Below are 26,831 nucleotides of genomic sequence, written 5' to 3' on the forward strand. Positions count from 1 at the left end.
GTGTCGTGCCATGGGCGAGGAGGTCGATGCACAGGAGTTCACCGGCGCGGACCGGACCAGGCACCGGGAGAAGGTCCGCCGCTGCCTCGACGTCTTCGAGCGGATGCTGCGGGAGTCGGCGTTCGACACCGACGATCCGATGACCGGGTTGGAGGTGGAGCTCAACCTCGTGGACGACGCCGGCGACCCGGCGCTGCGCAACGAGGAGGCGTTGAACGCGATCGCCAACCCCGACTTCCAGACCGAGCTCGGGCAGTTCAACATCGAGATGAACTCCGCGCCCGCGACCCTGCGCGACGGCGGGCTGACCGGGTTCGAGGACGGTCTCCGCCGCAGCCTCAACGAGGCCGAGCGGCGGTCCGCCGGGGTCGGCGCCCACCTCGTCATGATCGGCATCCTGCCCACCCTGACGAGCGAGCACCTCTCGATCGAGGCGATCAGCAGCAACCCGCGCTACCGCCTCCTCAGCGAGCAGGTCCTCAACGCGCGGGGCGAGGACATCAGCATCGACATCCGCGGCACGGACCTGCTGCGGACGACCGCTGACTCGATCCTCCCGGAGGCGGCGTGCACGAGCACCCAGCTCCACGTCCAGACCACGCCCGAGCGGTTCGCGGCCTACTGGAACGCGTCGCAGGCGATCGCCGGGGTGCAGCTCGCACTGGCGGCGAACTCGCCGTACCTCCTCGGCAAGCAGCTGTGGCGCGAGACCCGAGTCCCCCTGTTCGAGCAGGCGACGGACACCCGCAGCGAGGAGCTCAAGGCCCAGGGCGTGCGCCCGCGGGTGTGGTTCGGCGAGCGCTGGATCACCTCGGTCTTCGACCTGTTCGAGGAGAACGTCCGGTACTTCCCTGCGCTGCTGCCGGTGACCGACGACGAGGACCCGCTCACCGTGCTCGAGGCCGGCGGCACGCCGAACCTCTCCGAGCTCCGGCTCCACAACGGCACGATCTACCGGTGGAACCGCCCGGTCTACGACATCGCCGGCGGCCGGCCGCACCTGCGGGTCGAGAACCGGGTGCTCGCGGCAGGACCGACGGTGGCCGACATCGTCGCGAACGCGGCGTTCTACTTCGGGCTGGTGCGCACCCTTGCCGAGAGCGAGCGGCCGCTCTGGTCGCAGATGTCGTTCAGCGCCGCCGAGGAGAACTTCCACCACGCGGCCCGCGAGGGGATCGACGCGGAGGTCTACTGGCCCGGCGTCGGCCGGGTCCGGGCGACGGAGCTGGTCCTACGGCGGCTGCTGCCGATGGCCTACGACGGGCTCGCGGCCTGGGGCGTCGAGCCGACCGAGGCCGAGCGCTACCTCAGGATCATCGAGGGTCGCTGCCTGGGCAACGTCAACGGCGCCGAGTGGTTCTGCCGGCAGATGGCGAAGCGCGAGGACGATGACCGCTATGACGCGATCCGGGCGGTCCTCGCCGCCTACCGCGAGGGCATGGACGCCAACGAGCCCGTGCACACCTGGTGAGCAGCCCGCCGCTCAGCGCGCCCGGATCCGCTTCCAGGTCCGGCAGACGCCGGTCCGCGGGTCGTGCCAGCTGCGGCGGGTGACGACCACCAGGCCGAGCGCGAGACCCAGCTCGCCGCCCGCGGCCTGCACGGCCGTCGACCAGCGGCCGTCGACGTCGTGGGGCGCGGCGTCGCCGCGACGGGTCAGCCAGAGGAGAGGGACCACGCCCTTCCCGACAGCCGGGCGGAGCATGGCCTCGACGATGTCGGTGCGGATCGCGTGGTCGAGCTCCTCCTCGACCTCGAAGCGACGCGACCGGACCCCGGGCACGCCGACGTGCAGGGCCGGCGGGTAGCACCTGCGCTGCTCGAGGACGGCGTGGTCGAGCACGGCCCGTCGCAAGAGCTGCAGGACGAGCCGGTCGACGGGCTCGCGCAGCCCGCCCCTGCCGTCGTACCCCATGCGGGCAGCCTGCCCGAATCGACGCCGGGCGGGGCCGGTCCTCCACAGCCCGCGAGGCTACCTGCGGACGTTGAGGCGGGCTGCCTGGCGGGTCAGGTGGTCGCGCTCGGCGAGGTTGGTCGCAGCCCGCGCGGCGTCGGCGTAGAGGCGCGCAGCGGTGGCCAGGTCGCCGTCGCGCTCGTGGAGGTACGCCGCGACGGCCGTGTAGCGGGGGAGAGAGGGGTCGAGCGGGGCAAGTGCGGCCAGGCCGGCGCGGGCGCCGTCGGCCTCACCGACCGCCACCGCCCGGTTGAGGCGGGCGATCGGGCTGTCGGTGATCCGGACGAGCTCGTCATACCACTCGACGATCTGCACCCAGTCGGTCTCCTCGGCCGTCCGGGCGTCGGCGTGGAGGGCGGCGATCGCGGCCTGGGCCTGGAACTCACCGAGCCGGTCGCGGGCCAGCGCTGCCTCCAGGATCTGGACGCCTTCGGCGATGAGCCGCGTGTCCCACCGGCTGCGGTCCTGCTCGGCGAGGGGGACGAGGCTCCCGTCGGGGCGGGTGCGTGCCGGGCGGCGGGCGTGGTGGAGCAGCATCAGCGCCAGCAGTCCGGCGACCTCCGGGTGGTCGGTGTGCGCCGCGAGCTGCCGGGTCAACCGGATCGCCTCGGCGGCGAGGTCGACGTCGCCGGAGTAGCCCTCGTTGAAGACCAGGTAGAGGACCCGCACGACCGTGGAGACGTCGCCGGGCTGGTCGAACCGGACGTCGGAGACGGTGCGCTTCGCCCGGCTGATCCGCTGTCCCATCGTCGCCTCGGGCACGAGGTAGGCCTCGGCGATCTGCCGGGTCGTGAGGCCGCCGACGGCCCGGAGCGTCAGTGCCACCGCCGACGCCGGCGTGAGGGACGGGTGGGCGCAGAGGAAGAACAGCTGGAGCGTGTCGTCGACCGCTCCGCCGACGCCCGGGTCCGGCTCCGCCTCGAGGCGCTCCTCGCGGCGGCGACGGGACTCCTCGGCGCGGGTGGCGTCCAGGAACTTGCGCCACGCAACCTTGACCAGCCAGGGCTTGGGGTCCCGCGGCGGGTCGTCCGGCCAGACCCGCAGCGCCTCGATGAGGCTCTCCTGCACGGCATCCTCGGCCGCCGCGAAGTCTGCTCCGCGGCGGACGAGGATGCCGATGACGGCAGGCGTGAGGGACCGCAGCAGCGCCTCGTCGGAGGTGGGGTCCACCGTCACTCCGTGACGGTGGGCGGCTCGGTCATGAACGGCCGGACCTCGAGCCACTCGTGGATCGGCTTGCCGCCGGCGCCCGGCGCGGCGGACAGCTGGCCGGCCAGCTCGAGCGCACGGTCGTAGGTGTCGACGTCGATCACCATCCAGCCGGCGATCAGGTCCTTCGTCTCCGCGAACGGGCCGTCCGTGACCGGCGGTCGCCCCTCGCCGTCGAAGCGCACCCAGGCGCCCTCGGGGGCGAGCGCCTGCGCGTCGACGAACTCGCCGGTCTGCACGAGCCGGTCGGCGAAGTCGCTCATGAACCGGATGTGGTCCGAGACCTCCTCCGGCGTCCACTGGTCCATCGGCACGTTGTTGACCGGGTCCGGCGCGCCTCGGTAGTGCTTCAGCAGCAGGTACTTGGCCATCTGTCTCTCCTCGGTGTGGTGCGGCCCATTCTGGCCGCGCTCGACGAGGAGACGGAGCCGCCGTGGCCTTCTCGACATCGGCCCGGAAGTTTTTCTCCGGCCTCTACTAGGGTGAGGAACATGGCGACGGTCGTGATCGGGTACGTCCCGAAGCCGGAGGGCGATGCTGCCCTGCTGGCCGGGATCGAGGAGGCTCGGCGCCGCGACGCGCGGCTGGTCGTCGTGCACGCGCTGCTCGACCACGACCGGGCTCCTTCCTACCTCACCGAGGTGGAGACCGCGCTCGGCGAGTCCGGGCTCGAGCACGACCTCCGGGTCGTGGAGCGCACCGACGACGCCTCCGACGACCTCGTCGACGTTGCGGAGGAGGTGGACGCCGACCTGATCGTGATCGGGCTGCGGCGCCGGTCGCCGGTCGGCAAGCTCATCCTCGGCTCCAACGCCCAGCGCGTGCTGCTCGACGCCCCGTGCCCGGTCCTGACGGTGAAGCCGCGGACGGGGCGGCATTGAGCGCGGGCCCGCTGGTCGACGTCCCCACGCTCGCCGACCTGCTCGGCACCGTGTCCGTCCTCGACGTCCGCTACCGAATGGGCGGCGGGCCGGCTGGTCCTGGCGAGTACGCCGCGGGTCACGTGCCCGGCGCGTCGTACGTCGACCTCGACACCGCCCTCGCTGCCCCGCCCGGCGCCGCGGGTCGGCACCCGCTGCCGGACACCGCGGTGTTCGAGGCGGCGATGCGGGCCGCGGGGGTCTCCGGCGACCGTCCGGTCGTCGTCTACGACGACTGGGCCGGCCACGCTGCCGCTCGCTGCTGGTGGCTGCTGCGCTACCACGGGCATCCGGACGTGCGCGTCCTCGACGGCGGTTGGTCGGCGTGGGCCGCAGCGGGCCAGCCGGCCGAGACCGGGCCGGGCCCCGACGTGGAGCCGGGCTCCTTCACCGCGAGGCCGGGAGCGGCGCCGATGGTGACCGCCGACGACGTCGGCTCGGTCGACGTGCTGGTCGACGCCCGCGCGGCCGTGCGCTACCGCGGTGAGAGCGAGCCGATCGATCCCGTCGCCGGCCACATCCCGGGAGCGGTCAACGTGCCGACGTCGCTCAACCTGGGGGAGGACGGCCGGTTCCGCCCGGCGGCCGAGCTCCGGGAGGTCTACACCGCCGTGGGCGCGACGGAGGGCGCGAGGGTGGCGGCGTACTGCGGCTCCGGGGTGACAGCGGCACACGACGTGCTCGCCCTCGAGGTAGCGGGCATCACCGCCGCGCTCTACCCCGGCAGCTGGAGCGAGTGGATCGCCGACCCGTCACGACCGGTCGCGACGGGCGACACCCCCTGACGGTCTCGATCCAGCCGGCTACCAGTGGACGCCCGGGAAGAGGCGTGCCATCAGGATCTGCTCGGACTCGCGCCCGCCCGCCACGGGGACGTCGGCGACGACCTCCGGCGCCGGCGTGGGCTGGGCGTCCGACGGGCCCGCCTTCGCCTTCGCCGCGGCGCTGTCGGGGAAGACCTGGTAGGCGAGGTTCAGGATCCGGAAGGCCGCCTTCGGGGCGAACGTGTGGGCCACCGCGCCGGCGTTGCCGGCGAACGTGTTGATCTCGTGGGGCTTCTCGACCATCGCCCGGACCACCAGGTCCGCGGCCTGGGCGGGGGACAGGGTGGGGAACTTGTCGTACATCTTCGTCGGCGCGATCATCGGCGTCCGCACCAGCGGCATGTGGATGTTGGTGAAGGAGATGCCGTGGCCGACCACCTCGGACGCGACGACGTTGCTCCAGGAGTCGAGCGCGGCCTTCGAGGCGACGTACGCCGAGAACCGCGGCGGGTTGGTCTGGACGCCGATCGAGCTGATGTTGACGATGTGGCCGGACTTCTGCTCGTGCATCTTCGGCATCAGGCCCATGATCAGCCGGATCGCGCCGAAGTAGTTGAGCTGCATGGTGCGCTCGAAGTCGTGGAACCGGTCGTGCGACAACCGCAGTGACCGCCGGATCGACCGGCCGGCGTTGTTGACGAGGAAGTCGACCGTCGGCAGCTCGCTCGAGAGCCGCGCGCACAGGTCGTCGATCGCCCGGAGGTCGGACAGGTCGCAGGGGAAGACGTAGGCCTGGCCGCCGCGCATCTCGATCGTGGCCTTGGTCTCCTCGAGCTTGTCCTTGCCGCGCGCGACCAGCACCGGGATGCCGCCTGCCTGGGCAACCTTGAGCGCGGTCACCTTGCCGATGCCGGAGGAGGCGCCGGTGATGACGACGTGCTTGCCCTTGAGCGCCGCGCGGTTGCGCCTGTCGCGCCCGGTCGTGTCGTCGAGGTTCTCCTCCCAGTACGACCACAGGGCGCGGGCGTAGGACTCGAGATCGGGGACCGCGATCCCGCTGCCGGCCAGCGCCTTCTCCGTGATCCGCGAGTCGAAGACCGAGGGGAACGACGTGTGGCCCACGACCTCGGCGGGGATGCCGAGCCGGCCGAGCGTCTGGTCGAGCATGATCTTGGCGGGAGCGGTCCGGACCGCGGCGCTGAACAGGTTGCTGGGCCGCAGCGGCCGGGGGAGCAGCCGGGTGGCGCCGCCGGTGACGTTGCGGTCGATCGGCGTCGCGAAGCGTGGGGCGCCGGCCGCCGCGCAGAACGCGTTGATCATGTCGACCACGGGCTGCGGCTCGGGGTTGACCAGGTGGAACGCCTCGCCGTTTCGGTCGGGCAGGTGGGCGATGTGGTCCATCGCCTTCGCGACGTAGTCGACCGGAACCAGGTTCGTGTCACCGAGGTCGACGCCGACCAGCGGCAGCCAGCCGGGCAGGTTGTCGCGCATCCGCTTGATCATCGGGAAGAAGTAGTAGGGCCCGTCGATCTTGTCCATCGCGCCGGTCTCGGAGTGACCGACGACGATGGCGGGGCGGTAGATCCGCCACGGCACCGGCGACTCCTCGCGGACGATCTTCTCCGACTCGTACTTCGTCCGGTGGTACGGCGAAGGCAGCGGCTGCCCCTCCTCGAACATGGTCTCGTCGAAGTGGCCGTGGTAGTCGCCGGCGGCCGCCACCGACGACACCTGGTGGAAGCAGCCGACGTCGAGCGCCGACGCGAGCGCGAGCGCGTTGCGGGTGCCGCCGACGTTCATCGCGTCGTTGGTGGCGTCGTCCGCGGTCATGTCGTAGATCGCCGCCAGGTGGAAGAAGTGGTCGATCTTCCCCGCGTGCTCGGCGACCCAGTCGGCGTCGACGCCGAGGCCCGGCTCCCGCAGGTCGCCGACGACCGGGACGACGCGAGAGGACCCCGCGCCGCCGGTCCACTGGGTGATCAGCGTCTCCATCCGGTGGAGCGACGACTGCCGGACGAGCACGAAGATGGGCCCGTCGCGGTGGTCGACCAGCTCGCTGACGAGGAAACGGCCGATGAAGCCGGTGGCACCGGTCACGAAGGAGGACATGCAGGGCAGAGTACGCCGATCCGGGGATGCCGTGATCCCCGATCGACCAGCGTCTCAGAACTACTGGTCGCTGCCGCCGAACATGATCTCGTCCCAGCTCGGGACCGACGCGCGGCCGCGTTTCTTGGCCACCGGACGGCGGTGCTTGGACGGGTCGACAGCGGTCTCCCCCGTCGCGGCGACCGGGTCGGCGACGGCGTCGGCCGAGGTGTCGCGCAGCGGGTCGTCGTAGGTCGGACGCAGGGCAGGCGCGTCCACCATGGCCTCGGCGGCCTCGCCCGTCACCAGGTCGAGGGCGTCGTCGCCCAGCGGAAGCTCGTCGGCGGGGACCGCGGCCAGTCGGCGCTCGCGCACCTGCTGGAGGTCGTCGGGGCGCGGGCCGGCGACGACCATGAGGTCGCCGACCAGCCACTTCGCGTCGTCGTTGTCGGCGACGACATAGTTGCCGGGCGCGTCGTAGGTGAACCGCGCGGTGCCGGAGCGCTGGGTGGTCTCGAACGCGCCGGTGAGCTCCCAGCGGCCGTCGTCGCGGCGGAAGGCGTCCCACTCGACCTGCTCGGCCTTCGCCCGCTGCATCGCCAGGTGGGCACTGACGGCGTCGCCGAGCGCACGCGTGCCGGAGCCGGAGTCGCCGGCGGGCCGACGGAGGGAGGACCGCTGGGCGCGCTCGGCCACGTGCTGGCGCTCGGCCAGCACCGGAGCCACGAACGACATGATCGCGTCGACCGTCGTCCCCGCCGCGGTGGCGACCGCCTCGGGCGTCTCGCCTGCTCGGATCCGGACCTGGATCTCGCGGGGGCGGAGGGTGCTCGTCATCTGGATCTCCAACTGTCCGATGCGGGTGGTCTCGCCACGGAGCGCGGCGCGCAGTGCAGGGGTGATCTGGAGGGTGAACTCCTCGCCCTGCCTGCCCACGAGGAGCAGGCGACGTCCGTCGGCGCTGACGCCTGCGAGGTCGAGGTGCGCCATGCTCCGTCCTTCCGGACCCGTCGCCGGGCCCGTCGTGCTCCTGGTTGATGTTCTCCGGTGGGCCGAGACTACGCCCGGGGACCTCCCGGATCCGGTTGCGTCTCCGGCGTGTGGCGATCTGTCGACATTTCTGTCCGCCCCCGCACGTAGAGCCACTGCTCGCCCTGCCGGCGGAACCGGCTCACCTCGTGCAGGACGCCCGACTCGCGACCGGTCCGGTGGTGGGCTCGGAACTCCACGATCCCGTTGACGTCGTCCGGTCCGCCGGCCTCGGTGGCCAGGACCTCCAGCCCTTCCCACGCCAGTCGGGGGTCCAGGTCGAGGCTCGGCGGGCGGGTGGCCGGGTGCCAGGTCCGGAGCAGGTAGCCCGCGTCGTGCACGGCGAACGCGCTGTAGCGAGACCGCATCAGCTGCTCCGCGGTCGCCGCCCGACGGTCGCCGCGATGGAGCGGCCGGCAGCAGGCGTCGTACGACGCCCCTGAGCCGCACGGGCAGCTGCGCCTGGCCATGCGTCGCCCTCAGCTCCCGAGGACGCGGCGGAGGTAGTGGTTGGTGAAGACCCGGCCGGGGTCCAGCCGGTCGCGGAGCGCCAGGAACTTGTCGAAGTGGGGGTAGAGCCCGGCGAGCTCCTCGGCGTCACGCGTGTGCAGCTTGCCCCAGTGCGGTCGGCCTCCGTGGTCCTTCATCACCGCCTCCATCAGCGCGAAGTAGCGGACGTGGTCGGTGGCGCGATGGACGTGGAACGCGAGGTAGAGGGAGTCGCGGCCGTAGGCGGTCGAGAGGGGTACGTCGTCGGCCGGCGCCACCCGGATCTCCACCGGGAACGAGACGTTCAGCCCGGAGGCCTCGAGCAGCTGCCGCGCCTCGGCCAGCGCCGTGAGCCCGGCCTCGCGCGGGACGGCGTACTCCATCTCCCGGAACACCACTCGACGCTCGGTGGTGAAGACCTTGTGCGCGACGTCGGTGTAGGTCCGTGCGCCGAGCAGCCGCGACGCCAGCAGGTTGGCGCGGGGGATGGCCCGCGGGAAGCGGTTGAGCGCGGCGGTCTGGAGCCCGAACACCGAGTTGGACAGGAAGTCGTCGTCGAGCCGGTGCCGCCAGCGGGGGAGCGGGTCGGCCTGCGACAGGTCGGTGCCCATCCGGGTGTTGCGCTTCGTGAGGAGCCGGTCGGTGTGGGGGAACCAGTACATGTCGACGTGGTCGTGGCCCGCGACGAGCTCGTCGAACGTCGCGAGGCCCTCGTCCCACGACAGCGGCTGCTCCTCGGCCCGGAGCAGGAACAGCGGCTCGACGGCGAAGGTGAGCGACACCAGGACGCCGAGCGCGCCGAGGCCGACCCGGGCGTGGTCGAGGACGTCCGGGTTCTCGTCCGCGCACGCGCGCACCAGCTCGCCGGTCCCGGTGACCAGCTCCAGGCCCACGACCTGGGCAGCCAGGCCGGCGGCACGGCCGCCCGTCCCGTGGGTGCCGGTGGAGGTCGCGCCGGCCAGCGTCTGCTCCGCGATGTCGCCCATGTTGTGCAGGCTCAGCCCGAGCCGCTCGAGCTCCGCGTTGAGCACCTTCAGCGGGGTGCCGGCGAGCGCGGTGACGGTCATCGCCTCCCGGTCGACCGAGGTGATGCCGGTCAGGCCACCGGGCAGCAGCAGGGTGTGCTCGGGACGGGCGATGCCGGTGAAGCTGTGCCCGGTGCCGGCCACCTTGACGGTCTCGCCCCGCCCGGCTGCGCGTCGTACCTCGGCGACGACGTCGTCGACGCCGGCCGGAGTGACCGCGCGCAGGCCGTGCGCGGTCTCCAGGCCGCACCAGTTACGCCAGGTTGCGCTCGACCCCGTCGGCGCTGTCGACCTCGTCGCCATGGGACCGCACCGTAGCCGGGACCCGGGTGGCGAGGGCGGCGCCGAGCGCCAGCAGCCCGCCGCCGAACGAGACCAGGTAGGCCGCCGAGGCGCCCGACTCCTCGATCACGACGCCGGCGAGCGCCGCGCCGGGAGCCAGCCCGAGCGCGACGCCGGTCTGCAGGATCATCATGCCCTCGGTGAGCCGGGCGGGCGGCAGCACGTTCTCGGCCAGCGACATGGCAGCGATCAGCGTCGGCGAGATCGCGATGCCGCCGACCAGCAGGACCAGGCCCATGGCCGGGATGGTGGGGACCAGGAACAGGGGAGCCATCGTCGCCGCCATCCCGAGGGCGCCCCAGCGCAGCCGCACCAGCGGTCCCTGCCGCCAGGTGACGGCCCCGGAGACCAGGCCGGCGAGGAGGCTGCCGAGCGCCCAGACCGCGAGCAGGAAACCGGCGGCGCCCTGGCGACCCTCCTCCTCGGCGAAGGCGACGGTGCTGACCTCGGCGGCGCCGAAGAGGACCCCCAGCGCGAAGGTGAGGACGGCGAGCGGGCCGACCGCGAGCCACGGCATGGCCGGGCGCGTGGTCCCGGCGGCGGGCTCCGGGTGGACCGGGGGCTCGGTCGACCGCAGGCCGGCGAACACGTAGGTGCCGACCAGGCCGAACGCGAGCGCCGCGCCGAGGCCGACGACGGGGTGCACGCCCGTCGCGAGCATGGTCACGATGATCGGGCCGAGCAGGAAGACGGTCTCGTCGGCGACCGCCTCGAACGAGAACGCCGTGTGCAGCCCCGCCGGGTCGTCCTTGAGGCAGTGGGCCCAGCGCGCCCGCACGCAGGTGCCGACCGAGGGGAGCGACGCGCCGGCGACCGCGGCGAGGACGTACGTCGTCCAGACCGGCCACTCCGCGGTCAGCGACAGCATGGCGGCGGCGAGGCCGACGCCCCACAGGGTGATCAGGGCGGGCAGCACCCGTCCCTGCCCGAGCCGGTCCAGCAGCCGGCCCTGCAGGACGGCGAACCCTGCGTTGGCGAGCAGCGCGGTCGCCGACACGGCGCCGGCGAACGCGTAGGAGCCGGTCTCGTGCTCGGCCAGCAGGACGATGCCGAGGCCGACCATCGAGATCGGCAGGCGCGCGACCAGGCCGGTCAGGCTGAACAGGGCGGTGGCCGCCGAGAAGATCCGGCGGTAGGGGGCGAGAGCGCCAGGGAGGATCGCGAGCATGGCGGTGCGATCCTCCTCCCTACGATGGTCCGGTGACGAATCCTTTAGGGCCACCGGCCGATCAGCCGTACGACGCCCTGCTGCTGCTGAGCTTCGGTGGGCCGGAGGGGCCCGACGACGTCGTGCCGTTCCTCGAGAACGTCACCCGGGGCCGGGGGATTCCGCGCGAGCGGCTGGTCGAGGTCGGCCAGCACTACTTCCTCTTCGGCGGCCGGTCGCCGATCAACGACCAGAACAAGGCGCTGATGGCGGCCCTGGAGGCCGACCTCGCCGCCGCCGGGATCGACCTGCCGGTCTACTGGGGCAACCGCAACTGGGAGCCCTACCTCGTCGACGCCGTCCGGCAGATGGCGGCCGACGGTCGCCGGCACGTCGCGTGCATCGCGACCAGCGCCTACTCGTCGTGGTCGAGCTGTCGCCAGTACCTCGACAACATCGCGGAGGCGGTCGCCGCCGTTCCCGACGCTCCCCGCATCGACAAGGTGCGCTGGTTCGCTCACCACCCCGGGTTCGTCGCCACCGTCGTGGACCGGACGGTCGAGGCGGTGAAGGCGCTCCCGGCGCAGCTGCGGGACGACGCCCGTCTCGTCTTCGTCACCCACTCGATCCCGACGGCGATGAACGAGGAGAGCGGGCCGGAGGGCGGCGCCTACCTCGCCCAGCACCGCGACGTTGCTGCGGCCGTGGCCGCTGGGGTCGCGGCCGTGACCGGGCAGCAGCGCCCGCACGAGCTGGTCTTCTGCTCGCGGAGCGGGTCGCCCCGAACCCCATGGCTCGAGCCCGACGTCAACGACCGCCTCGAGGAGCTCGCGGCGGACGGCGTCAGGGCCGTGGTGATGGTGCCCGTCGGGTTCGTCTCCGACCACATGGAGGTCGTCTACGACCTCGACACCGAGGCCCTGGCCACCGCGGAGAAGCTCGGCATCGAGGCCCGCCGGGCCGGCACCGCCGGGACCGACCCGCGGTTCGTCGCCGCCCTGCGCGAGCTCGCGCTGGAGCGACCGATCGAGGCGTGCCCGGCCCACTGCTGCCTCCCGCGGACGACCGCATGACCGCGCAGCCACGTGAGCTGGCCGACCTGGCGCTGAAGGTCGCGCAGGAGGCCGCGGCGCTGGTCCTCGACCACAAGGCGCGTGGCGGCGGGTCCGACTGGGTCGCCGACACGAAGTCCAGCGACGTCGACGTGGTGACGCTGGCCGACCGCGCCTCCGAGGACCTGATCCGCGACCGCCTCCTGTCGGCGCGCCCGGACGACGCGCTGCTGGGGGAGGAGGGCGACGACGTGGTGGGCACGAGCGGCGTCCGGTGGATCGTCGACCCGATCGACGGCACCGTGAACTTCCTCTACGGCCTGCCGGAGTTCTCCGTCTCGATCGCGGCCGAGGTCGACGGCGAGGTCGTCGCCGGAGTGGTCCTCGACGCTGCCAAGGAGCGCTCCTACGTCGGCTTCGTCGACGCAGGCCTGCCCGGCGGCGGCGCGGCGACCCGGAACGGCGTCCCGCTGGCCGTGCGCGGCCCGGCTCCGGTGAGCCAGCGGCTGCTCGCCACCGGCTTCTCCTACAGCGCCGAGAAGCGCGCCGTCCAGGCCGCCGCGACCGCCCGGATGCTGCCGCTCGTGCGGGACATCCGGCGGCACGGCTCGTGCGCGCTCGAGCTCTGCCACGTCGCGGAGGGCGCCCTCGACGGCTACGTCGAGGAGGGCGTGAACCTCTGGGACTTCGCCGCCGGCGGGTTGATCGCGAGGCTGGCAGGAGCGCAGCTCGTCGTACTTCCCGGCGCCGGCGGCACCGACCTCGTGGTGTGTGGGCCGGATCACGGGTTCGAGGAGCTCGTCGCCCTCGCCCGGAAGTCCGGTTTTACCAGGGAATAGCCTGCCTCCTCGCACTGTTGCGGAGACTCGCCCGGCCCCGAGGTATCGCCCGGCACCGGGATAGTGCACAATCTGCCGCGCCGATCAGAACTTCGCCGGTCCGGGGCGGGGGGACCGATGGACGAGGACGAAGAGGAGGCAGCGTCATGGCGACCGATTACGACGCACCGCGCAAGAACGAGGACGAGCAGTCCGAGGAGAGCATCGAAGAGCTCAAGGCGCGCCGCCACGACAAGAACTCCGGCAAGGTCGACGAGGACGAGGCCGAAGCCGCCGAGTCCTTCGAGCTGCCCGGTGCCGACCTCTCCCACGAGGAGCTGGCCGTCGAGGTGAAGCCCAAGCAGGAGGACGAGTTCACCTGCATGAGCTGCTTCCTGGTGCACCACCGCAGCCAGCTGGCCGACCAGAAGAAGATGATCTGTCGCGACTGCGCCTGAGCAACCCCAGCAAGAAACGACAAAGCGTGTCGCACCGCTGGTGCGACACGCTCTGTCGTTTTCAGTTGGAGGTCACTGGCCGTCCTTGCGGAGCGGCGGCGGCAGGGTGCCGGTCGACTTGAAGTAGTAGGACGCGGCACGGCGCTGCGCGTACATCCGGGCGAGGGCGACGACGGCTCCGGTCGTCGCAGCCCAGGCAACGGCCTCCCAGATGTCGATGTCCGGGTCGGCCGGGTTCTCCGGCGGCTTCTTCCCGGTGCCCACCTGCCAGGACTTGTCGATCGCCTTGCGTGCGACCGCCGTCGCGCCGAGCGCTGCCACCAGCGAGAAGACTGACCACACCTTGGAATTGTCGCCCTTTGCCATGCGGCCGAGCCTAGCGAGTCCGGGGGAGCGCGGTGAGGGCGTCCGCCAGCGCCTCGGGGTGGCGCGAGCTGACGAGCCAGTACGGCGTGGGGTCGGCCGGGTCGACGATCTCGACCTTGACCGCGCGGTGCAGGTAGGGACGGAGCAGCAGGTAGGCCCGCGCGTCCGCGTCCCGTCCGGCGACCAGCCGGGTCTGGTCGGCATCGAGCGCGGCGACCTCGCCGACGTGCGCGACCTCGATCCGCGCGCGCCCGGCCTGGAACCAGCCGTCGCGGACGATCACCCGCGCGTCGCCGTACCAGAACAGGGCGAGGCCGACCAGGACCAGCGCCACCGCGGTGACCACCCACGCCGTCGGGCCGGGGACGGCGACGACGACGGTGAGCCACAGGGTCGCGACGAGCATCGTGCCCTGGGCCCACCAGCGCAGGGGTACGGCGAGCCGCTCGTCGTACTCGGTGCCGTTGCTCACGGGAGGAAGGATCCCATCCGGGCCGGCGCAGGCGCTCTATAGGGTCGGTCCGTGCCCCACGACCCCGACGACCGGCTCGACGACCGGCTCCCTGACCGGGACGACCTCGAGATCCCGGTCACGCTCCTCGACCCCGACCTGCCGCTCCCGGCGTACGCCCACCCCGGCGACGCGGGTGCCGACCTGGTGACGACCGTCGACATCACGCTCAAGCCCGGCGAGCGGATGCTCGTGCCGACCGGGGTGGCGATCGCGCTGCCGGAGGGCTACGCCGCCTTCGTGCACCCGCGCAGCGGCCTCGCCGCGCGCCACGGGCTGTCGATCGTCAACACGCCGGGCACGATCGACGCGGGCTACCGCGGCGAGATCAAGGTGCTGCTGATCAACCACGACCCGGTGGAGCCGATCGTGCTGAACCGTGGCGACCGGGTCGCCCAGCTGGTCGTCCAGCGCTTCGAGACGGCCCGGTTCGTCGCCGTCTCCGACCTTCCCGGGAGCGCGCGTGGCACTGGCGGCTACGGTTCTACTGGAGGCTTCGGCCGTCCAGGTCAGCAGTGAAGGAGAGCAACACGTGAGGTTCCGTCGCAAGTCCGACGAGGCTGGTCCGGAGGACACGCCCGACACGGCTGTCGACGATGCCATCGGGGCCGTCGAGGCGCAGGCCGAGGCCGGTGACGACGCCGCCGAGGGCCCGTTCGACGCCGACGACCTCCCCGAGGACGGCGTCGCCCGCATCGACCTCGGCGCCCTGCTGGTCGCCCCGGTCGAGGGGCGCGACCTGAGGGTTCAGATCGACGAGAAGTCCGGCAACGTCCGCTCGGTCGTGCTGGCGGGCCCGGACGGTGCCGTCGAGCTCCGTGCCTACGCCGCGCCGCGCAACGGCGACCTGTGGAGCGAGGTGCGCCCGCAGATCGCCGCCGACGCCGCGCGACGGGGCGGCACCGCGACCGAGAACGACGGGCCGTTCGGCACCGAGCTCTACTGCGAGGTCCAGGTGACGACGGCGGAGGGCAAGGTCGGCAGCCAGACGTCGCGCGTGGTCGGGTTCAACGGCCCGCGGTGGCTGCTGCGCGCCACCTTCCTCGGCCGCCCGGCCCGCGACCCGGAGGCGCTGGCCGAGTGGCGGAGCGCGGTGACCTCGGTCGCCGTCCGCCGCGGCAACCAGGCGATGCCGGTGGGCGAGCAGCTGCCGCTCACCCTGCCCGAGGACGTGAAGGCGCAGGCAGAGGCCGCCCGCGCCTCGGCGCAGGGACAGCAGACCGAGGCCTAGCCGTGGCGACCTCGAGCCGGTTGCGGCGCACGATCAACAGGTGGGCCAACCCTGCCGAGGAGGAGGCCCGCGACCTCCGGCGGACCTATGCCAGCAGTGCCGAGGTCACCATCGCCGACGCGCCTGACCGGACGCCGGTCCAGCTGCGCGGCAGGCTCCGGACCGTCACGCTGCGGCCGCGCGGTGGCGTCCCCGCCCTCGAGGCGGAGCTGTACGACGGCACCGGCACCCTGACGCTGATCTGGCTCGGCCGGCGCCGCATCGCCGGCATCGGGCCGGGCCGCGCGATCGAGGTGTCGGGGCGGATCGGAGAGCACGACGGACAGCGGGTGTTGTACAACCCGCGCTACGAGCTCCTGTGAGCGAAGCGCGAAGCCGCTGGGGCCGGAAGGCAGGAGCCGACCGCGACGATGCGGCTGAGCTGCGAGGTCACCAACAGCCTGTGAGGGAAGAGGAGAGCGCGGTGGCCGACCCGGAGTCCGAGGACCACTCGCTCACGACCGCCGCCGCCAAGAGGATCGGCGTCGACACCGTCGAGGCGCTGGTGCGCCACCAGCTCTCGGCGTCGCTCGGCGGCAAGCGGGGCATGCTGGAGGCGGCCATCCCGGGCGTGGTGTTCAGCGCCGTCTGGCTGCCGACCAAGGAGCTTCAGGCCGCCCTGATCGCGAGCCTGGCCGTCGCGGCACTCGCGCTCGTCGTACGCCTGGCCCAGCGGAGCTCGACGCAGTACGTGTTCAACGCCATCTTCGGCATCGGCATCGGCTGGGTGTTCGTGCGCTGGGCCGAGTCGTCCGGCGGGTCGGAGTCGGACCAGGCGCTCGCGTTCTTCCTGCCCGGGATCCTGCTGAGCCTCGGCTACACCGTCGTCATGGCGACGTCCTGCCTCGTGGGCTGGCCCGTCCTCGGGTTCATGCTCGGCGCCGCGACCGAGGACCCGGTCGGCTGGCACCGCAACCCGCAGATCGTCAAGCTGTGCAGCCGGCTCACCTGGGTGATGCTGGTGCCCGGCGCGATCGGGGTGCTCGGCCAGGGACCGATCTGGCTCCTCGGGCACTACGGGACCATCGATGCCGCCAAGGCGGTCGTGATCATCCTCGTGCTCCGCACGGGGCTCGGGTGGGCGCTGCGGATCGGCTCGTGGAGCCTGATGATCTGGCTGCTCGCCCGCAACGCCACCCCGCTGGAGGCCGAGGGCGAGCCGGCGAGCCCGCAGGACACAACCGACGGCTGAGCAGCGTCCGGTCCGGCCCCTAGCCCGGGTGGGCGGCAGGCGCGAGGAGCCGCTCCAGCGCGTCCTCGGCCTCGGCGGGCACGACGAACAGCAGCTCGTCGCCGGACTCGACCGGCTGCTCGGGGGTCGGCACGTAGACCTGCCCGTCGCGGAGGATCGTGACCAGGGCGCAGTTCTCGGGGAGCGGGATCAGCCCGGACGCCTTGCCGACGAACGGGGAGTCCGCGGGAAGCGTCATCTCGACCAGGTTGGCGTTGCCCTGGCGGAAGGTGAAGAGGCGCACCAGGTCGCCCACGGTGACCGCCTCCTCGACGAGGGCGGACATGATCCGCGGGGTCGACACGTTGACGTCGACGCCCCACGCCTCGGTGAAGAGCCACTCGTTGTTGGGGTGGTTGACCCGGCCCACAGTGCGCGGCACGCCGAACTCGGTCTTCGCGAGGAGCGCGGTGACCAGGTTGGCCTTGTCGTCACCGGTCGCCGCGATCACGACGTCGCACTTGTCGAGCCGTGCCTCCTCCAGGGAGGACAGCTCGCAGCTGTCGGCCAGCAGCCACTCGGCGTCCGGCACCCGCTCGGGGTGGATGGAGCTCGGCGACTTGTCGATGAGCAGCACCTCGTGGCCGTTCTCGATCAGCTCCCGGGCGATGGACCGGCCGACGGCGCCGGCGCCGGCGATGGCGACTCGCATCCCAGACCTCCTAGTCCCCGTGCTCCGGGCCGGCCTCGAGCACCTCGTAGGCACGGCCGGCGTTCTCCTGGCGGACGACCACGTGCAGCATGTCGCCCTCCTGGATGACGCTGTCCCGGGTCGGCAGCATGCCCTCACCGAGCCGGTCGATCCAGGCGACCCGCGCCCGCGCCTCCTCCTGGAACGTCCCCACCGACGAGCCGACCCACTTCTCCGGCACCATCATGTGGTCCATCCGGATGGTGCCGGACGGGTCGCGGAAGTCGGGCTCGGCACCGGCCGGCAGCATCCGTCGCAGCACCTGGTCGGCGGTCCACTTCACCGTCGCGACCGTGGTGATGCCGAGCCGCTGGTAGACCTCGGCGCGGCCGGGGTCGTAGATCCGCGCCACGACCTGCTGGATCCCGAACGTCTCCCGGGCCACCCGCGCGGCGATGATGTTGGAGTTGTCACCGCTCGACACGGCGGCGAAGGCATCGGCGCGTCGGATTCCGGCCTTCTCCAGCACCTGCTGGTCGAAGCCGATGCCGGCGACCTTGTCGCCGTTGAACCCCGGCCCGAGCCGGCGGAACGCGTCCGGCTCGCTGTCGATGACGGCCACCGTGTGGTTGCGGTCCTCCAGGCTCCGGGCGAGCGTCGAACCGACGCGGCCGCAGCCCATGATCACGACGTGCACAGGTGAACGCTATAGCAGCGGCCCACGTCGTGGGGCACGGCACAACGGCCGCGCGCGCCGCATGCCCTAACGTTGTCGCTCGTGGGTGTCGGCGACGTCTCGAAGCGGATCCTGCTCGGACGCAAGCTCAGGAGCGCACAGCTCGGTGAGACGCTGCTTCCCAAGCGGATCGCGCTGCCGGTGTTCGCGAGCGACGCCCTGTCGTCCGTGGCCTACGCACCGGACGAGGTCTTCATCATGCTGGCGATCGCCGGCGCGTCGGCGTACGTCTGGTCCTGGAAGATCGCGATCGCCGTCGCCCTGGTGATGGCGGCGGTCATCGCGTCGTACCGCCAGACCGTCCACGCCTACCCGTCGGGCGGCGGCGACTACGAGGTCGCCACCGTCAACCTCGGTCGCACGGCCGGCACCACGGTCGCGAGCGCGCTGCTCGTCGACTACGTGCTGACCGTGGCGGTGTCGATCTCGTCGGGCGCGCAGTACGCCGCGGCGGCGATCCCGGCGTTCCTGCACCACGAGGTGATGGTCGCCGTCGTGATGGTCGTGCTGCTGACGGCGATGAACCTCCGCGGCATCCGGGAGTCCGGCACGTTCTTCGCGGTGCCGACGTACCTCTTCATGTTCGCCATCCTCGGGATGTGCCTCTACGGGTTCGTCCAGATGGCCTCCGGGACCCTGCCCGACGTCGAGAGCGCCAACCTCGAGATCGCGCCCGACGAGGGTTGGGAGCAGCCGCTCACCACGATCGGGCTGCTGTTCCTGCTCGCGCGGGCGTTCTCCTCCGGATGCGCGGCGCTCACGGGCGTCGAGGCGATCTCGAACGGCGTGCCGGCGTTCCAGCGGCCGAAGAGCAAGAACGCCGCGACGACGCTGCTCCTGCTGGCGATGATCGCGATCTCGATGATGGTGAGCGTCATCGTCCTCGCGAAGCAGATGGGGCTTCGGTACGTCGACCCGCACGACCTCGAGAAGCTGACCCTCAACGGCGAGCCGCTGCCCGGGAACTACGACCAGCACACCGTGATCGCGCAGATCGCGCGGGCGGTCTTCATCGACTTCAGCCCGGGCTTCTACTTCGTCGTCACCGTGACCGGCGTGATCCTCGTGCTCGCCGCGAACACCGCGTTCAACGGCTTCCCGGTGCTCGGCTCGATCCTCGCCAAGGACGGCTACGCCCCGCGCGCGCTCGGCGCCCGCGGCGACCGGCTCGCCTACAGCAACGGCATCGTCTTCCTGGCCGTGCTGGCGATCGTGCTGATCATCGCCTTCGACGCGGAGACCACGAAGCTGATCCAGCTCTACATCGTCGGGGTCTTCGTCTCCTTCAACCTGAGCCAGCTCGGGATGATCCGGCACTGGACCCGGGCCCTCGCCACCGAGCGGGACCCGCAGGAGCGCCGCCGGATGTTCCGCTCGCGGGTGATCAACGCGGTCGGCCTCACGTTCACCGCGGTCGTGCTGGTGGTCGTGCTGATCACGAAGTTCCTCGCCGGCGCCTGGATCACGATCCTGGCGATGGGGTTCTTCTTCGTGGTGATGCGCGGGATCAAGAGCCACTACAACTCGGTCGAGCTGGAGCTGGCCGCCGACGAGACGGACAAGGCTCTGCCGACCCGGGTCCATGCGATCGTCCTCGTCTCCAAGCTGCACAAGCCGACGCTCCGCGCACTGGCGTTCGCGAAGGCCACCCGGCCCAACTCGCTCGAGGGCGTCTACGTCTCCGTCGACGCGGCCGAGACCGCGCGGCTGCTGGAGGAGTGGGACGACCGCAACACCGGCGTGCCGCTCAAGGTGCTGCACTCGCCGTACCGCGAGGTCGTCAAGCCGATCGTCGAGTACGCCACCGCGATCCGGGGGGCCAACCCGCGCGCCGTCGTGGCCGTCTACATCCCGGAGTACGTCGTCGGCCGGTGGTGGGAGCAGCTGCTGCACAACCAGACCGCCCTCCGGCTCAAGGGCCGGCTGCTGTTCACACCGGGCGTCATGGTCACCTCCGTGCCCTACCAGCTGCGGTCGTCCCAGATCGCTCGTGAGCGCGAGGAGCGCGAGGAGACCCGGGTGCGGCCCGGGGACCTGCGGCGGGGCCGGGCCGAAGACCGGGACCGGCAGGTCCAGTGAGCCGTCCGCCGCGCCGTCCCCGGGCCCGGCAGCAGCGCGGGCAGTCCCACGTCGGCGAGCGGTTCGAGGCCGAGGTCGGCCCGGTCGCCCACGGCGGCCACTGCGTCGTGCGGGTCTCGACAGGCTCGACCAGCACCGAGCGCGTCGTCTTCGTGCGGCACGCACTGCCGGGCGAACGGGTGGTCGTCGAGGTCACCGAGGGGACCGAGGGCGACCGGTTCTGGCGAGGGGACGCGGTCGAGGTGCTCGAGGCGTCGCCGGACCGGGTGGTCGCGCCCTGCCCGTACGCCGGGCCCGGCCTCTGCGGGGGCTGCGACTTCCAGCACGTCACCCTCCCGCGGCAGCGCGAGCTCAAGGCCGCTGTCGTGCGCGAGCAGCTGCGGCGCCTGGCCGGGCTGGACGTCGACGTCGAGGTGGAGGCGGTGCCGGGCGACGTCGAAGGGCTGCGCTGGCGGACCCGCCAGCGCTACGTGACGCTGCCGAACGGTGGCCGCGCGATGCGCAAGCACCGCTCGCACGACGTCGTGCCCGTGGACGAATGCCTGCTGGAGGCTCCCCGGGGTCCGTCGTACGAGGTCCGGGGCAGCTGGTTCGAGGTCGCGGACGGCGGTTTCTGGCAGGTCCACCCGGGCGCGCCCGAGGCCCTGGTGGGTGCGGTGCTCGAGGCGCTCGCACCCCGGTCGGGGGAGTCGGCGCTCGACCTCTACGCAGGGGTCGGCCTGTTCAGCCGGTTCCTGCTCGATGCCGTGGGTCCGGGCGGCCGGGTATGCGCCGTCGAGGGGGACGCGGCCGCCGTACGCCTGGCCAGGCGGAACTGCCCCGGTCTCCAGGCATCCTCCGGTGACGTCGGGACGGTGCTGGAGACGGACTACGACGAGCCGTTCGACCTGGTGGTGCTCGACCCGCCGCGGGTCGGCGCCAAGCGGAAGGTCGTCGAGCAGGTCGTCGACCGCCGGCCGCGGGCCATCGCGTACGTCGCCTGCGACCCCGCCGCACTCGCCCGCGACGTCGCGATCTTCGCCGAGCACGGCTACGGCCTGGTGGGCCTGCGGGCCTTCGACCTGTTCCCGATGACGCACCACGTCGAGTGCGTGGCGCTGCTCGAGCCGCGTCCCGCCCGTCAGCGCACGACGTCGTAGACGAGCTTCTGCACGCCGTTGGCGTAGGACTCGCTCTCGGCCATGCTCAGCTTCTGCTTGTCGGGGGAGGAGTCGGAGAAGAGCCGCTTCCCCGAACCGAGGACGATCGGGAAGACCAGGAGGTGGTAGCGGTCGACGAGGCCGGCCGCGGCGAGCGACTGGGCGAGCCGCGAGCTGGCGTGGACCGAGATCGGCCCGCCGTCGGTCTCCTTGAGCGCAGCGACCTCGTCCATGCTCCGCAGGATGGTGATGTCGCCCCAGTTGTCGACCAGCTCGTCCTGCTTGAGGGTCGTGGAGACGACGTACTTCGGCACGGCGTTGTACTTCGGGAACTCCTCGGTCATCGTCGGCCACACCGGGGCGAACAGGTCGTAGCTGACCCGACCGAGCATCAGCGCGCCGGCCTCCTCCTGCTCCTGCTCCTTCATCGCGTAGACCTCGGGGCGGAACTCGACGTCCTTGAACGACCAGCCGGCGTGGGGGTGTCCCTCGTTGCCGCCGGGCGAGTCGATGACACCGTCGAGGGTGATGAACTCGGTGACGTAAAGGGTGCGCATCTCAGATCTCCTTGGGTGGGGGGCTGCTTTACCTCACCACGAACGGGGTGGCCCGGATACGACACTGCCCGTCGAGATCTCGCTGTCTGGGGTTGCTGGAGCTAGCGGCGCGCGGCGTAGATCCGGCGTACGACGTCCTCGATGTCGGGCTCCTCGACGGTGAGGTCGAGCACCTCCGCCCGTTCGCTCACGGCCGCGAGCACCCGGGCGGCGGTGGTCGTCTCGGCGTCGAAGGCGAGCCGCTGCCGCAGGCCGTGGCCCTCGGAGGCGAGGTGCCGGGTGGCGGTGATGCCGGTCAGGTCCTCGGTCGCCTCGGCGAGGTCGACCACCAGGACCCGCTCGGCGCCGACGGTCCGGGACAGGCCCAGCAGGTCGCCGTCGTAGGCGAGCCGGCCGCGGTCGATGACGAGGATCCGGTCGCAGAGCCGCTCGACGTCGCCCATGTCGTGGGTCGTGAGCAGCAGGGTCGTGCCGTGGGTGCGTCGCTCGGCGACGAGGAACTCGCGGAGCCGCTGCTTGGAGAGCACGTCGAGGCCGATCGTCGGCTCGTCCAGGATCACCAGGCGGGGGGAGTGGAGCAGGGCGGCCGCGACCTCGGCCCGCATCCGCTGGCCCAGGGACAGCTGCCGCACCGGCGTCCCGAGGAACTCCGCCATCTCGAGCCGCTCGACCAGCTCGTCGGTCCGCTCCTGCTCGGCGGTCGCGGACAGGTCGTGGATGGCGGCGAGGATCCGGAACGACTCGCGCACCGGCAGGTCCCACCACAGCTGGGAGCGTTGGCCGAACACGACGCCGACCTGGCGTGCCAGCCGGCGCCGGTCCTGTACCGGCCGCAGGCCGCAGGTCGTCACCGACCCGCGGGTCGGCACCAGGATCCCGGTCAGCATCTTGATGGTGGTGGACTTCCCGGCACCGTTGGCGCCGATGTAGCCGACCGCCTCGCCGGGCCCGACCCGCACGGACAGCTCGTCGACGGCGACCAGGGTGCGGCGCTTCAGGGCGCGTTGCACTGAGCCTGTCGAAGTGTCCCGGACGCGGAACTCCCGGGTGAGCCCGCTCGTCTCGATGATCGGGTCGGTCATCCCCATCTAGCCTCCGCCTCCTTGGTAGTGCCGTACGCCGAACCGCCAGCTCAGCAACGCCATCGTCCACGTCCACACCGCAGCCAGGGGTGCGCACCAGCCGACCCAGTCGGGCATCCCGTACGGCGGCTCGACCCCGAGCAGCCACAGCGCCGGGAGGAACCCTGTGAACGCCATCGGGAAGAAGAACCCGAACACCGCCCACAGCGGGCGGTTCCAGACCGAGGCCGGCTGGGTCGCCGCGTAGCGGCCGCCGTACACAAAGGCGTTGGTGGTCTCGGCGCCCTCGATGAGGAAGAACTGGACGCCGCCCGCCCACACGAACATGCCGGCGAAGGTGGCGTAGCCGCTCACGATCGCGAGCACGAGCAGCAGCACGTGCGCGGGACTCCAGGCGATGTCGTTGAGGGCGAGCCCGGCGACCAGCGCCACCGCCCCGACGCCGGCGCGCGCGAGGCGGCGCAAGGAGATGTCGCTGGTGACCAGCTGGAGCAGGAGCGGCTGCGGGCGGAGGTAGAAGACGTCGAGCGTGCCCGCGCGGAGGTACATCGGCAGGTTGTCGCAGTGCCCGAAGGTCATGTCGGCGAGGGAGAAGCAGAGGTCGGCGAGCCCGAACACGAGCAGGATCTGGGAGAACTCCAGCCCGCCGAGCTCGACGACGTTGTGGAACAGCACCCAGATCTCGGCGAGCTCGATCACCCCGACCAGCATCGAGCTGGCGAGGTCGAGGGCGAAGCTCGCCCGGTAAGAACTCTGCGACCGGGCCCGCGAGGCGAGCACGGCGCGGTAGGGGCGCATCCGGGCACGGAGGGTGAGGCCGTCAGCCACCCTGCACCTCCAGGTGTCGTCGTCCGGCACGGGTGAGGGCCTGCCCGACGGCGCCGACGCCGGCGAGCCAGGCGAGCTGGACGGCGAGCAGGAGCAGGGCCCCGCTGACGTCGACACGACCGGAGATGATGTCGACCGGGTACATCAGCATCGAGGGGAACGGCGTCGCCTGGGCGACGACCTCGAGCCACGTGGGGAAGATCCAGATCGGCACGAACAACCCGGCGAGGAAGCCCGACACCACCATGTAGAGGATCTGCAGGCCGCGCGTCTCGACCAGCCAGAACCCGGGGGCCGCCACCATCAGGTAGACGGTGGCGGCCGAGACCGTGATGCCGAGCACGATGCTGACGGCGCCGAGGAGGTACGCCGTCGGGTGGTCCGGCAGCGCCATGCCCACCACCAGCCCGCCGATGAGCACCGACGGGATGCCGCGCGGGATCAGGTTGAAGAGCGAGCGGCCGACCTCGGTCGTGATGGCCGCCGCCTGCACGTCGAGGGGCCGGAGGAAGTCGACGGCGACGTCACCGTCCTTGATCCGGTCGGCGATGTCGATCCGGCCGAACAGGTTGACCGAGCCCAGGAGGCCCTGGGAGACCCAGATGTAGGTGCTCATCAGGGCGACGTCGTACCCCTCGAGCTCGCCGCCGGCGGCGCGCACGGTCGCGAACAGGACCGCCACCTTGAGCAGGCCGAACGTCGTGTTGGCGACGAGGCCCCCGAACGCCGCCATGAGGTAGGCAGACTGCCGCCGGAACCCGGCGACGAGGAGTCGCCAGTAGACCCGGATCGTCGCGCGCATGAGGAACAGCAACCTATGGCTGCTCGGGGCCCCGCGCCAAAGTCCGACCGGTGCGCCGGAAACTTGTCTTCAAGTCGACTTGAAGTCCTAGGGTCGTCGCATGAGCATGGAGTCGATCGCGTGGAACCAGATGTACCGGCGGATGAGTGCGCCGGACGAGCGGCGCGCGTTCAGCGCCGCGACCGCTCGCCGGATCCTGGAGTTCGCGCGGCCGCACCGCCGCAGGCTGATCGGCTTCATCGTGCTCAGCATCACGGGAGCCGCGCTCGCGGTGGCGACGCCGGTCCTGGCCGGCCGGGTGATCGACGCGGTCGTCGCCGGCTCCGAGCCCCGGGTCGTGGTCCTGCTGGCGCTGGTGATCGCCGGCGTCGCCGTGCTCGACGCGGCGATCGGCCTGGTCACGCGATGGCTCTCCTCGAGCATCGGTGAGGGGCTGATCCTGGACCTGCGGACCGCCGTGTTCGACCACGTGCAGCGGATGCCGGTCGCCTTCTTCACCCGGACCCGGACCGGTGCGCTGGTCAGTCGTCTCAACAACGACGTGATCGGCGCCCAGCGGGCCTTCAGCAGCACCCTCTCAGGAGTGGTCGGCAACCTCGTGATGCTCGTCCTCACCCTGGTGGTGATGCTCGGCATCTCGTGGCGGGTGACGCTCCTGGCGCTGCTGCTGCTCCCCGTCTTCGTCATCCCGGCGCGCCGGATGGGCAACCGGCTCGCCGGCATCCAGCGCGAGGCGGCCGACCACAACGCCGCGATGGGCAGCCAGATGACCGAGCGCTTCTCCGCGCCCGGTGCGACCCTGGTCAAGCTGTTCGGCCGGCCGGACCAGGAGTCCGCCGAGTTCGCCGCCCGGGCGCGGCGGGTGGCGCAGATCGGCGTCCGGACCGCCATGGTGCAGACGACGTTCGTGACCGCTCTCACGCTGGTGTCCGCGCTCGCGGTGGCCCTGGTCTACGGCCTCGGCGGCTACTACGCCCTGACCGGCGGGCTCGACGCCGGCGACGTCGTCGCGCTGTCCTTGCTGCTGACCCGGCTCTACGCCCCGCTCACCGCCCTCGCCAGCGCGCGGGTCGAGGTGATGGGGGCGCTGGTGAGCTTCGAGCGGGTCTTCGAGGTGCTCGACCTCGAGCCGCTGATCCAGGACCGACCGGGTGCCCAGGACGTGCCGGCGGGACCGGTGTCCGTGCAGCTCGACGACGTCCGCTTCTCCTACCCGTCGGCGGAGCGGGTATCGCTCGCGTCGCTGGAGGACGTGGCGACGCTCGACACCCGCGGCGGCGAGGAGGTCCTGCACGGGGTCTCGCTGCGGGCGGAGCCGGGCCAGGTGGTCGCGCTCGTCGGCTCGTCCGGCGCCGGGAAGTCCACGATCGCGCAGCTGGTGTCCCGGCTCTACGACGTCGACTCGGGCGCCGTACGTCTCGCCGGCGTCGACGTGCGGGACCTCTCCGCGGCGGCGATCCGCGGTGCGGTGGGCATGGTGACCCAGGACGGGCACCTGTTCCACGACTCTATCCGCGGCAACCTGCTGTTCGCGCGGCCGGAGGCGACGGAGGAGGAGGTGTGGGACGCCCTCGAGCGCGCCCGCCTCGCCGACCTCGTGCGGTCGCTGCCCGACGGCCTCTCCACGGTGGTGGGCGAGCGGGGCTATCGGCTGTCCGGGGGCGAGCGGCAGCGGCTGACCATCGCCCGGCTCCTGCTGAAGCGACCGCGGGTGGTCGTCCTCGACGAGGCGACGGCGTCCCTGGACTCCACCTCCGAGGCGGCGGTGCAGGCCGCGCTCACCGAGGTGCTCGCCGGGCGGACGGCGCTCGTCATCGCGCACCGGTTGTCGACGATCCGCGCCGCCGACCGCATCCTGGTGGTCGAGGACGGGCAGATCGTCGAGCAGGGCACCCACACCGAGCTGCTGGCGGCCGGCGGCCGCTACCAGGAGCTCTACCGCACCCAGTTCGCGGAGACCGCCGACGAGGTGCCCGTCTGAGCGGTCCGGTGTCAGTCGACGCGACCTCCGTCGAATCGGGACCTCTGGTGGGTCGAATCCGGAGTCGTTGGGGGACCCACCACCACTCCTGAGTCGGGCCACCACCAGGCCGGATTCGGCCCACCACAAGACCCGATTCAACCGACGGCGCAGGCGAGTACCGGCCTGAGCGGTCCTGAGACGGCGTGCGTGCCACGCGACGAGACGCGATGGAGGATCCCTTCGCTGTCGTGTATCTTGATATCAAGAGACATAGGAATATCGATCGCTCAGACTTAGGGCAGCCTCACTATCCGCCCGCCCCGGGGCGGCGGCAGGATGGC

29 protein-coding genes are annotated in these 26,831 nt (G+C 71.9%); 13 read left to right on the forward strand and 16 right to left on the reverse strand.

All coding sequences use genetic code 11. The features are described from left to right. The first annotated feature begins 10 nt into the window (after nt 1–10). Nucleotides 11–1,471 (forward strand): glutamate-cysteine ligase family protein, encoded by a 1,461-nt coding sequence (locus tag F0U47_RS02360; protein WP_149748688.1) that lies wholly within the window; start codon nt 11–13, stop codon nt 1,469–1,471. Between the two features lie 12 nt (nt 1,472–1,483). Here the strand turns inward: F0U47_RS02360 and F0U47_RS02365 are convergent, their stop codons facing one another. From F0U47_RS02365 to F0U47_RS02375, 3 genes are read right to left on the reverse strand one after another with little or no spacing between them, the layout of a single operon-like run. Continuing rightward, on the reverse strand, nt 1,484–1,915 hold the full coding sequence (locus F0U47_RS02365; protein ID WP_149748689.1) for a hypothetical protein: 432 nt from the start codon (nt 1,913–1,915) through the stop codon (nt 1,484–1,486). Between the two features lie 57 nt (nt 1,916–1,972). After that, complete coding sequence (locus F0U47_RS02370) at nt 1,973–3,130, reverse strand: RNA polymerase sigma factor (protein ID WP_246159384.1); 1,158 nt, start codon at nt 3,128–3,130, stop codon at nt 1,973–1,975. Continuing rightward, nucleotides 3,127–3,534, reverse strand: a complete 408-nt coding sequence (locus tag F0U47_RS02375) for a YciI family protein (RefSeq protein ID WP_149748690.1) — start codon at nt 3,532–3,534, stop codon at nt 3,127–3,129. Before F0U47_RS02375 ends, F0U47_RS02370 begins: the two co-directional genes overlap by 4 nt. Nucleotides 3,535–3,654: 120 nt before the next feature. Here F0U47_RS02375 and F0U47_RS02380 point away from each other — a divergent pair, with 120 nt between their 5' ends. Together F0U47_RS02380 and F0U47_RS02385 are read left to right on the forward strand one after the other, a co-directional pair. Beyond that, nucleotides 3,655–4,044, forward strand: a complete 390-nt coding sequence (locus tag F0U47_RS02380) for a universal stress protein (RefSeq protein WP_149748691.1) — start codon at nt 3,655–3,657, stop codon at nt 4,042–4,044. After that, nucleotides 4,041–4,868 (forward strand): sulfurtransferase, encoded by an 828-nt coding sequence (locus F0U47_RS02385; RefSeq protein WP_246159385.1) that lies wholly within the window; start codon nt 4,041–4,043, stop codon nt 4,866–4,868. Before F0U47_RS02380 ends, F0U47_RS02385 begins: the two co-directional genes overlap by 4 nt. Before the next feature lie 18 nt (nt 4,869–4,886). On the opposite strand, the gene F0U47_RS02390 is transcribed toward F0U47_RS02385, so the two are convergent. The 5 genes from F0U47_RS02390 to F0U47_RS02410 form a co-directional block, all read right to left on the reverse strand. After that, complete coding sequence (locus F0U47_RS02390; RefSeq protein ID WP_149748692.1) at nt 4,887–6,956, reverse strand: SDR family oxidoreductase; 2,070 nt, start codon at nt 6,954–6,956, stop codon at nt 4,887–4,889. A 60-nt stretch (nt 6,957–7,016) separates the two neighbouring features. Next, nucleotides 7,017–7,925: a septation protein SepH gene (gene sepH, locus F0U47_RS02395; RefSeq protein ID WP_149748693.1), complete on the reverse strand. Its 909-nt coding sequence runs from the start codon at nt 7,923–7,925 to the stop codon at nt 7,017–7,019. 68 nt (nt 7,926–7,993) lie between these two features. Next, on the reverse strand, nt 7,994–8,434 hold the full coding sequence (locus F0U47_RS02400; RefSeq protein ID WP_149748694.1) for a YchJ family protein: 441 nt from the start codon (nt 8,432–8,434) through the stop codon (nt 7,994–7,996). Between the two features lie 9 nt (nt 8,435–8,443). Further along, nucleotides 8,444–9,781 (reverse strand): D-arabinono-1,4-lactone oxidase, encoded by a 1,338-nt coding sequence (locus F0U47_RS02405; RefSeq protein ID WP_149748695.1) that lies wholly within the window; start codon nt 9,779–9,781, stop codon nt 8,444–8,446. Next, nucleotides 9,732–10,988, reverse strand: coding sequence for an MFS transporter (locus F0U47_RS02410; protein WP_149748696.1), 1,257 nt, complete (start codon nt 10,986–10,988; stop codon nt 9,732–9,734). The genes F0U47_RS02405 and F0U47_RS02410 overlap by 50 nt, the downstream gene beginning before the upstream one ends. Nucleotides 10,989–11,020: 32 nt before the next feature. Between F0U47_RS02410 and F0U47_RS02415 the strand changes: the two genes are divergently transcribed. The 3 genes from F0U47_RS02415 to F0U47_RS02425 all read left to right on the forward strand — a co-directional run bounded on the left by F0U47_RS02415 (nt 11,021) and on the right by F0U47_RS02425 (nt 13,295). After that, nucleotides 11,021–12,040 (forward strand): ferrochelatase, encoded by a 1,020-nt coding sequence (locus tag F0U47_RS02415; RefSeq protein WP_149748697.1) that lies wholly within the window; start codon nt 11,021–11,023, stop codon nt 12,038–12,040. Continuing rightward, entirely contained in the window at nt 12,037–12,858 is an 822-nt protein-coding gene (locus F0U47_RS02420) for an inositol monophosphatase family protein (protein WP_149748698.1), read from the forward strand. Before F0U47_RS02415 ends, F0U47_RS02420 begins: the two co-directional genes overlap by 4 nt. A 146-nt stretch (nt 12,859–13,004) precedes the next feature. After that, nucleotides 13,005–13,295, forward strand: coding sequence for a DUF4193 domain-containing protein (locus F0U47_RS02425; protein ID WP_149748699.1), 291 nt, complete (start codon nt 13,005–13,007; stop codon nt 13,293–13,295). 72 nt (nt 13,296–13,367) lie between these two features. Here F0U47_RS02425 and F0U47_RS02430 read toward each other — a convergent pair whose 3' ends face one another. Both F0U47_RS02430 and F0U47_RS02435 read right to left on the reverse strand, forming a co-directional pair. After that, nucleotides 13,368–13,661, reverse strand: a complete 294-nt coding sequence (locus tag F0U47_RS02430) for a DUF4235 domain-containing protein (RefSeq protein ID WP_149748700.1) — start codon at nt 13,659–13,661, stop codon at nt 13,368–13,370. Between the two features lie 10 nt (nt 13,662–13,671). Continuing rightward, nucleotides 13,672–14,133: a DUF3093 domain-containing protein gene (locus F0U47_RS02435; protein WP_149748701.1), complete on the reverse strand. Its 462-nt coding sequence runs from the start codon at nt 14,131–14,133 to the stop codon at nt 13,672–13,674. Between the two features lie 111 nt (nt 14,134–14,244). On the opposite strand from F0U47_RS02435, the gene dut reads away from it, so the two are divergent. The 4 genes from dut (at nt 14,245) to F0U47_RS02455 (ending at nt 16,634) form a co-directional block, all read left to right on the forward strand. Then, nucleotides 14,245–14,691, forward strand: a complete 447-nt coding sequence (dut, locus tag F0U47_RS02440; protein ID WP_438362048.1) for a dUTP diphosphatase — start codon at nt 14,245–14,247, stop codon at nt 14,689–14,691. Between the two features lie 13 nt (nt 14,692–14,704). Beyond that, nucleotides 14,705–15,403, forward strand: a complete 699-nt coding sequence (locus tag F0U47_RS02445) for a DUF3710 domain-containing protein (protein ID WP_149748703.1) — start codon at nt 14,705–14,707, stop codon at nt 15,401–15,403. Nucleotides 15,404–15,405: 2 nt separating this feature from the next. Then, nucleotides 15,406–15,765, forward strand: a complete 360-nt coding sequence (locus tag F0U47_RS02450) for an OB-fold nucleic acid binding domain-containing protein (RefSeq protein ID WP_149748704.1) — start codon at nt 15,406–15,408, stop codon at nt 15,763–15,765. Between the two features lie 101 nt (nt 15,766–15,866). Continuing rightward, nucleotides 15,867–16,634 carry a DUF3159 domain-containing protein gene (locus tag F0U47_RS02455; protein WP_246159386.1) on the forward strand — a complete coding sequence of 256 codons (768 nt, stop codon included), beginning with the start codon at nt 15,867–15,869 and terminating at the stop codon, nt 16,632–16,634. A 19-nt stretch (nt 16,635–16,653) separates the two neighbouring features. Here the strand turns inward: F0U47_RS02455 and F0U47_RS02460 are convergent, their stop codons facing one another. Both F0U47_RS02460 and F0U47_RS02465 read right to left on the reverse strand, forming a co-directional pair. Next, on the reverse strand, nt 16,654–17,325 hold the full coding sequence (locus F0U47_RS02460) for a potassium channel family protein (RefSeq protein WP_149748705.1): 672 nt from the start codon (nt 17,323–17,325) through the stop codon (nt 16,654–16,656). Between the two features lie 10 nt (nt 17,326–17,335). After that, nucleotides 17,336–18,001 carry a potassium channel family protein gene (locus F0U47_RS02465; RefSeq protein ID WP_149748706.1) on the reverse strand — a complete coding sequence of 222 codons (666 nt, stop codon included), beginning with the start codon at nt 17,999–18,001 and terminating at the stop codon, nt 17,336–17,338. A gap of 81 nt (nt 18,002–18,082) precedes the next feature. Between F0U47_RS02465 and F0U47_RS02470 the strand changes: the two genes are divergently transcribed. Further along, nucleotides 18,083–20,119 (forward strand): APC family permease, encoded by a 2,037-nt coding sequence (locus F0U47_RS02470; protein WP_188111133.1) that lies wholly within the window; start codon nt 18,083–18,085, stop codon nt 20,117–20,119. Next, complete coding sequence (locus F0U47_RS02475) at nt 20,116–21,258, forward strand: class I SAM-dependent RNA methyltransferase (protein ID WP_149748708.1); 1,143 nt, start codon at nt 20,116–20,118, stop codon at nt 21,256–21,258. Before F0U47_RS02470 ends, F0U47_RS02475 begins: the two co-directional genes overlap by 4 nt. Here F0U47_RS02475 and F0U47_RS02480 read toward each other — a convergent pair. From F0U47_RS02480 to F0U47_RS02495, 4 genes are all read right to left on the reverse strand, one after another. Then, nucleotides 21,240–21,815, reverse strand: coding sequence for a dihydrofolate reductase family protein (locus tag F0U47_RS02480; protein WP_149748709.1), 576 nt, complete (start codon nt 21,813–21,815; stop codon nt 21,240–21,242). The two genes, F0U47_RS02475 and F0U47_RS02480, sit on opposite strands and share 19 nt — an antisense overlap. A 101-nt stretch (nt 21,816–21,916) precedes the next feature. Further along, entirely contained in the window at nt 21,917–22,897 is a 981-nt protein-coding gene (locus tag F0U47_RS02485) for an ABC transporter ATP-binding protein (RefSeq protein WP_149748710.1), read from the reverse strand. Nucleotides 22,898–22,903: 6 nt separating this feature from the next. Then, entirely contained in the window at nt 22,904–23,725 is an 822-nt protein-coding gene (locus F0U47_RS02490; protein ID WP_246159387.1) for an ABC transporter permease, read from the reverse strand. Next, the gene (locus tag F0U47_RS02495) at nt 23,718–24,527 is read right to left on the reverse strand and encodes an ABC transporter permease (RefSeq protein WP_149748711.1); all 810 of its coding nucleotides are present in this window, start codon (nt 24,525–24,527) and stop codon (nt 23,718–23,720) included. Before F0U47_RS02495 ends, F0U47_RS02490 begins: the two co-directional genes overlap by 8 nt. Before the next feature lie 100 nt (nt 24,528–24,627). On the opposite strand from F0U47_RS02495, the gene F0U47_RS02500 reads away from it, so the two are divergent. After that, nucleotides 24,628–26,508, forward strand: a complete 1,881-nt coding sequence (locus F0U47_RS02500; protein ID WP_149748712.1) for an ABC transporter ATP-binding protein — start codon at nt 24,628–24,630, stop codon at nt 26,506–26,508. Nucleotides 26,509–26,831: the final 323 nt, after the last annotated feature.

Origin of the sequence: Nocardioides antri (genome assembly GCF_008373765.1) — a bacterium.
Classification (GTDB): Bacteria; Actinomycetota; Actinomycetes; order Propionibacteriales; family Nocardioidaceae; genus Nocardioides; species Nocardioides antri.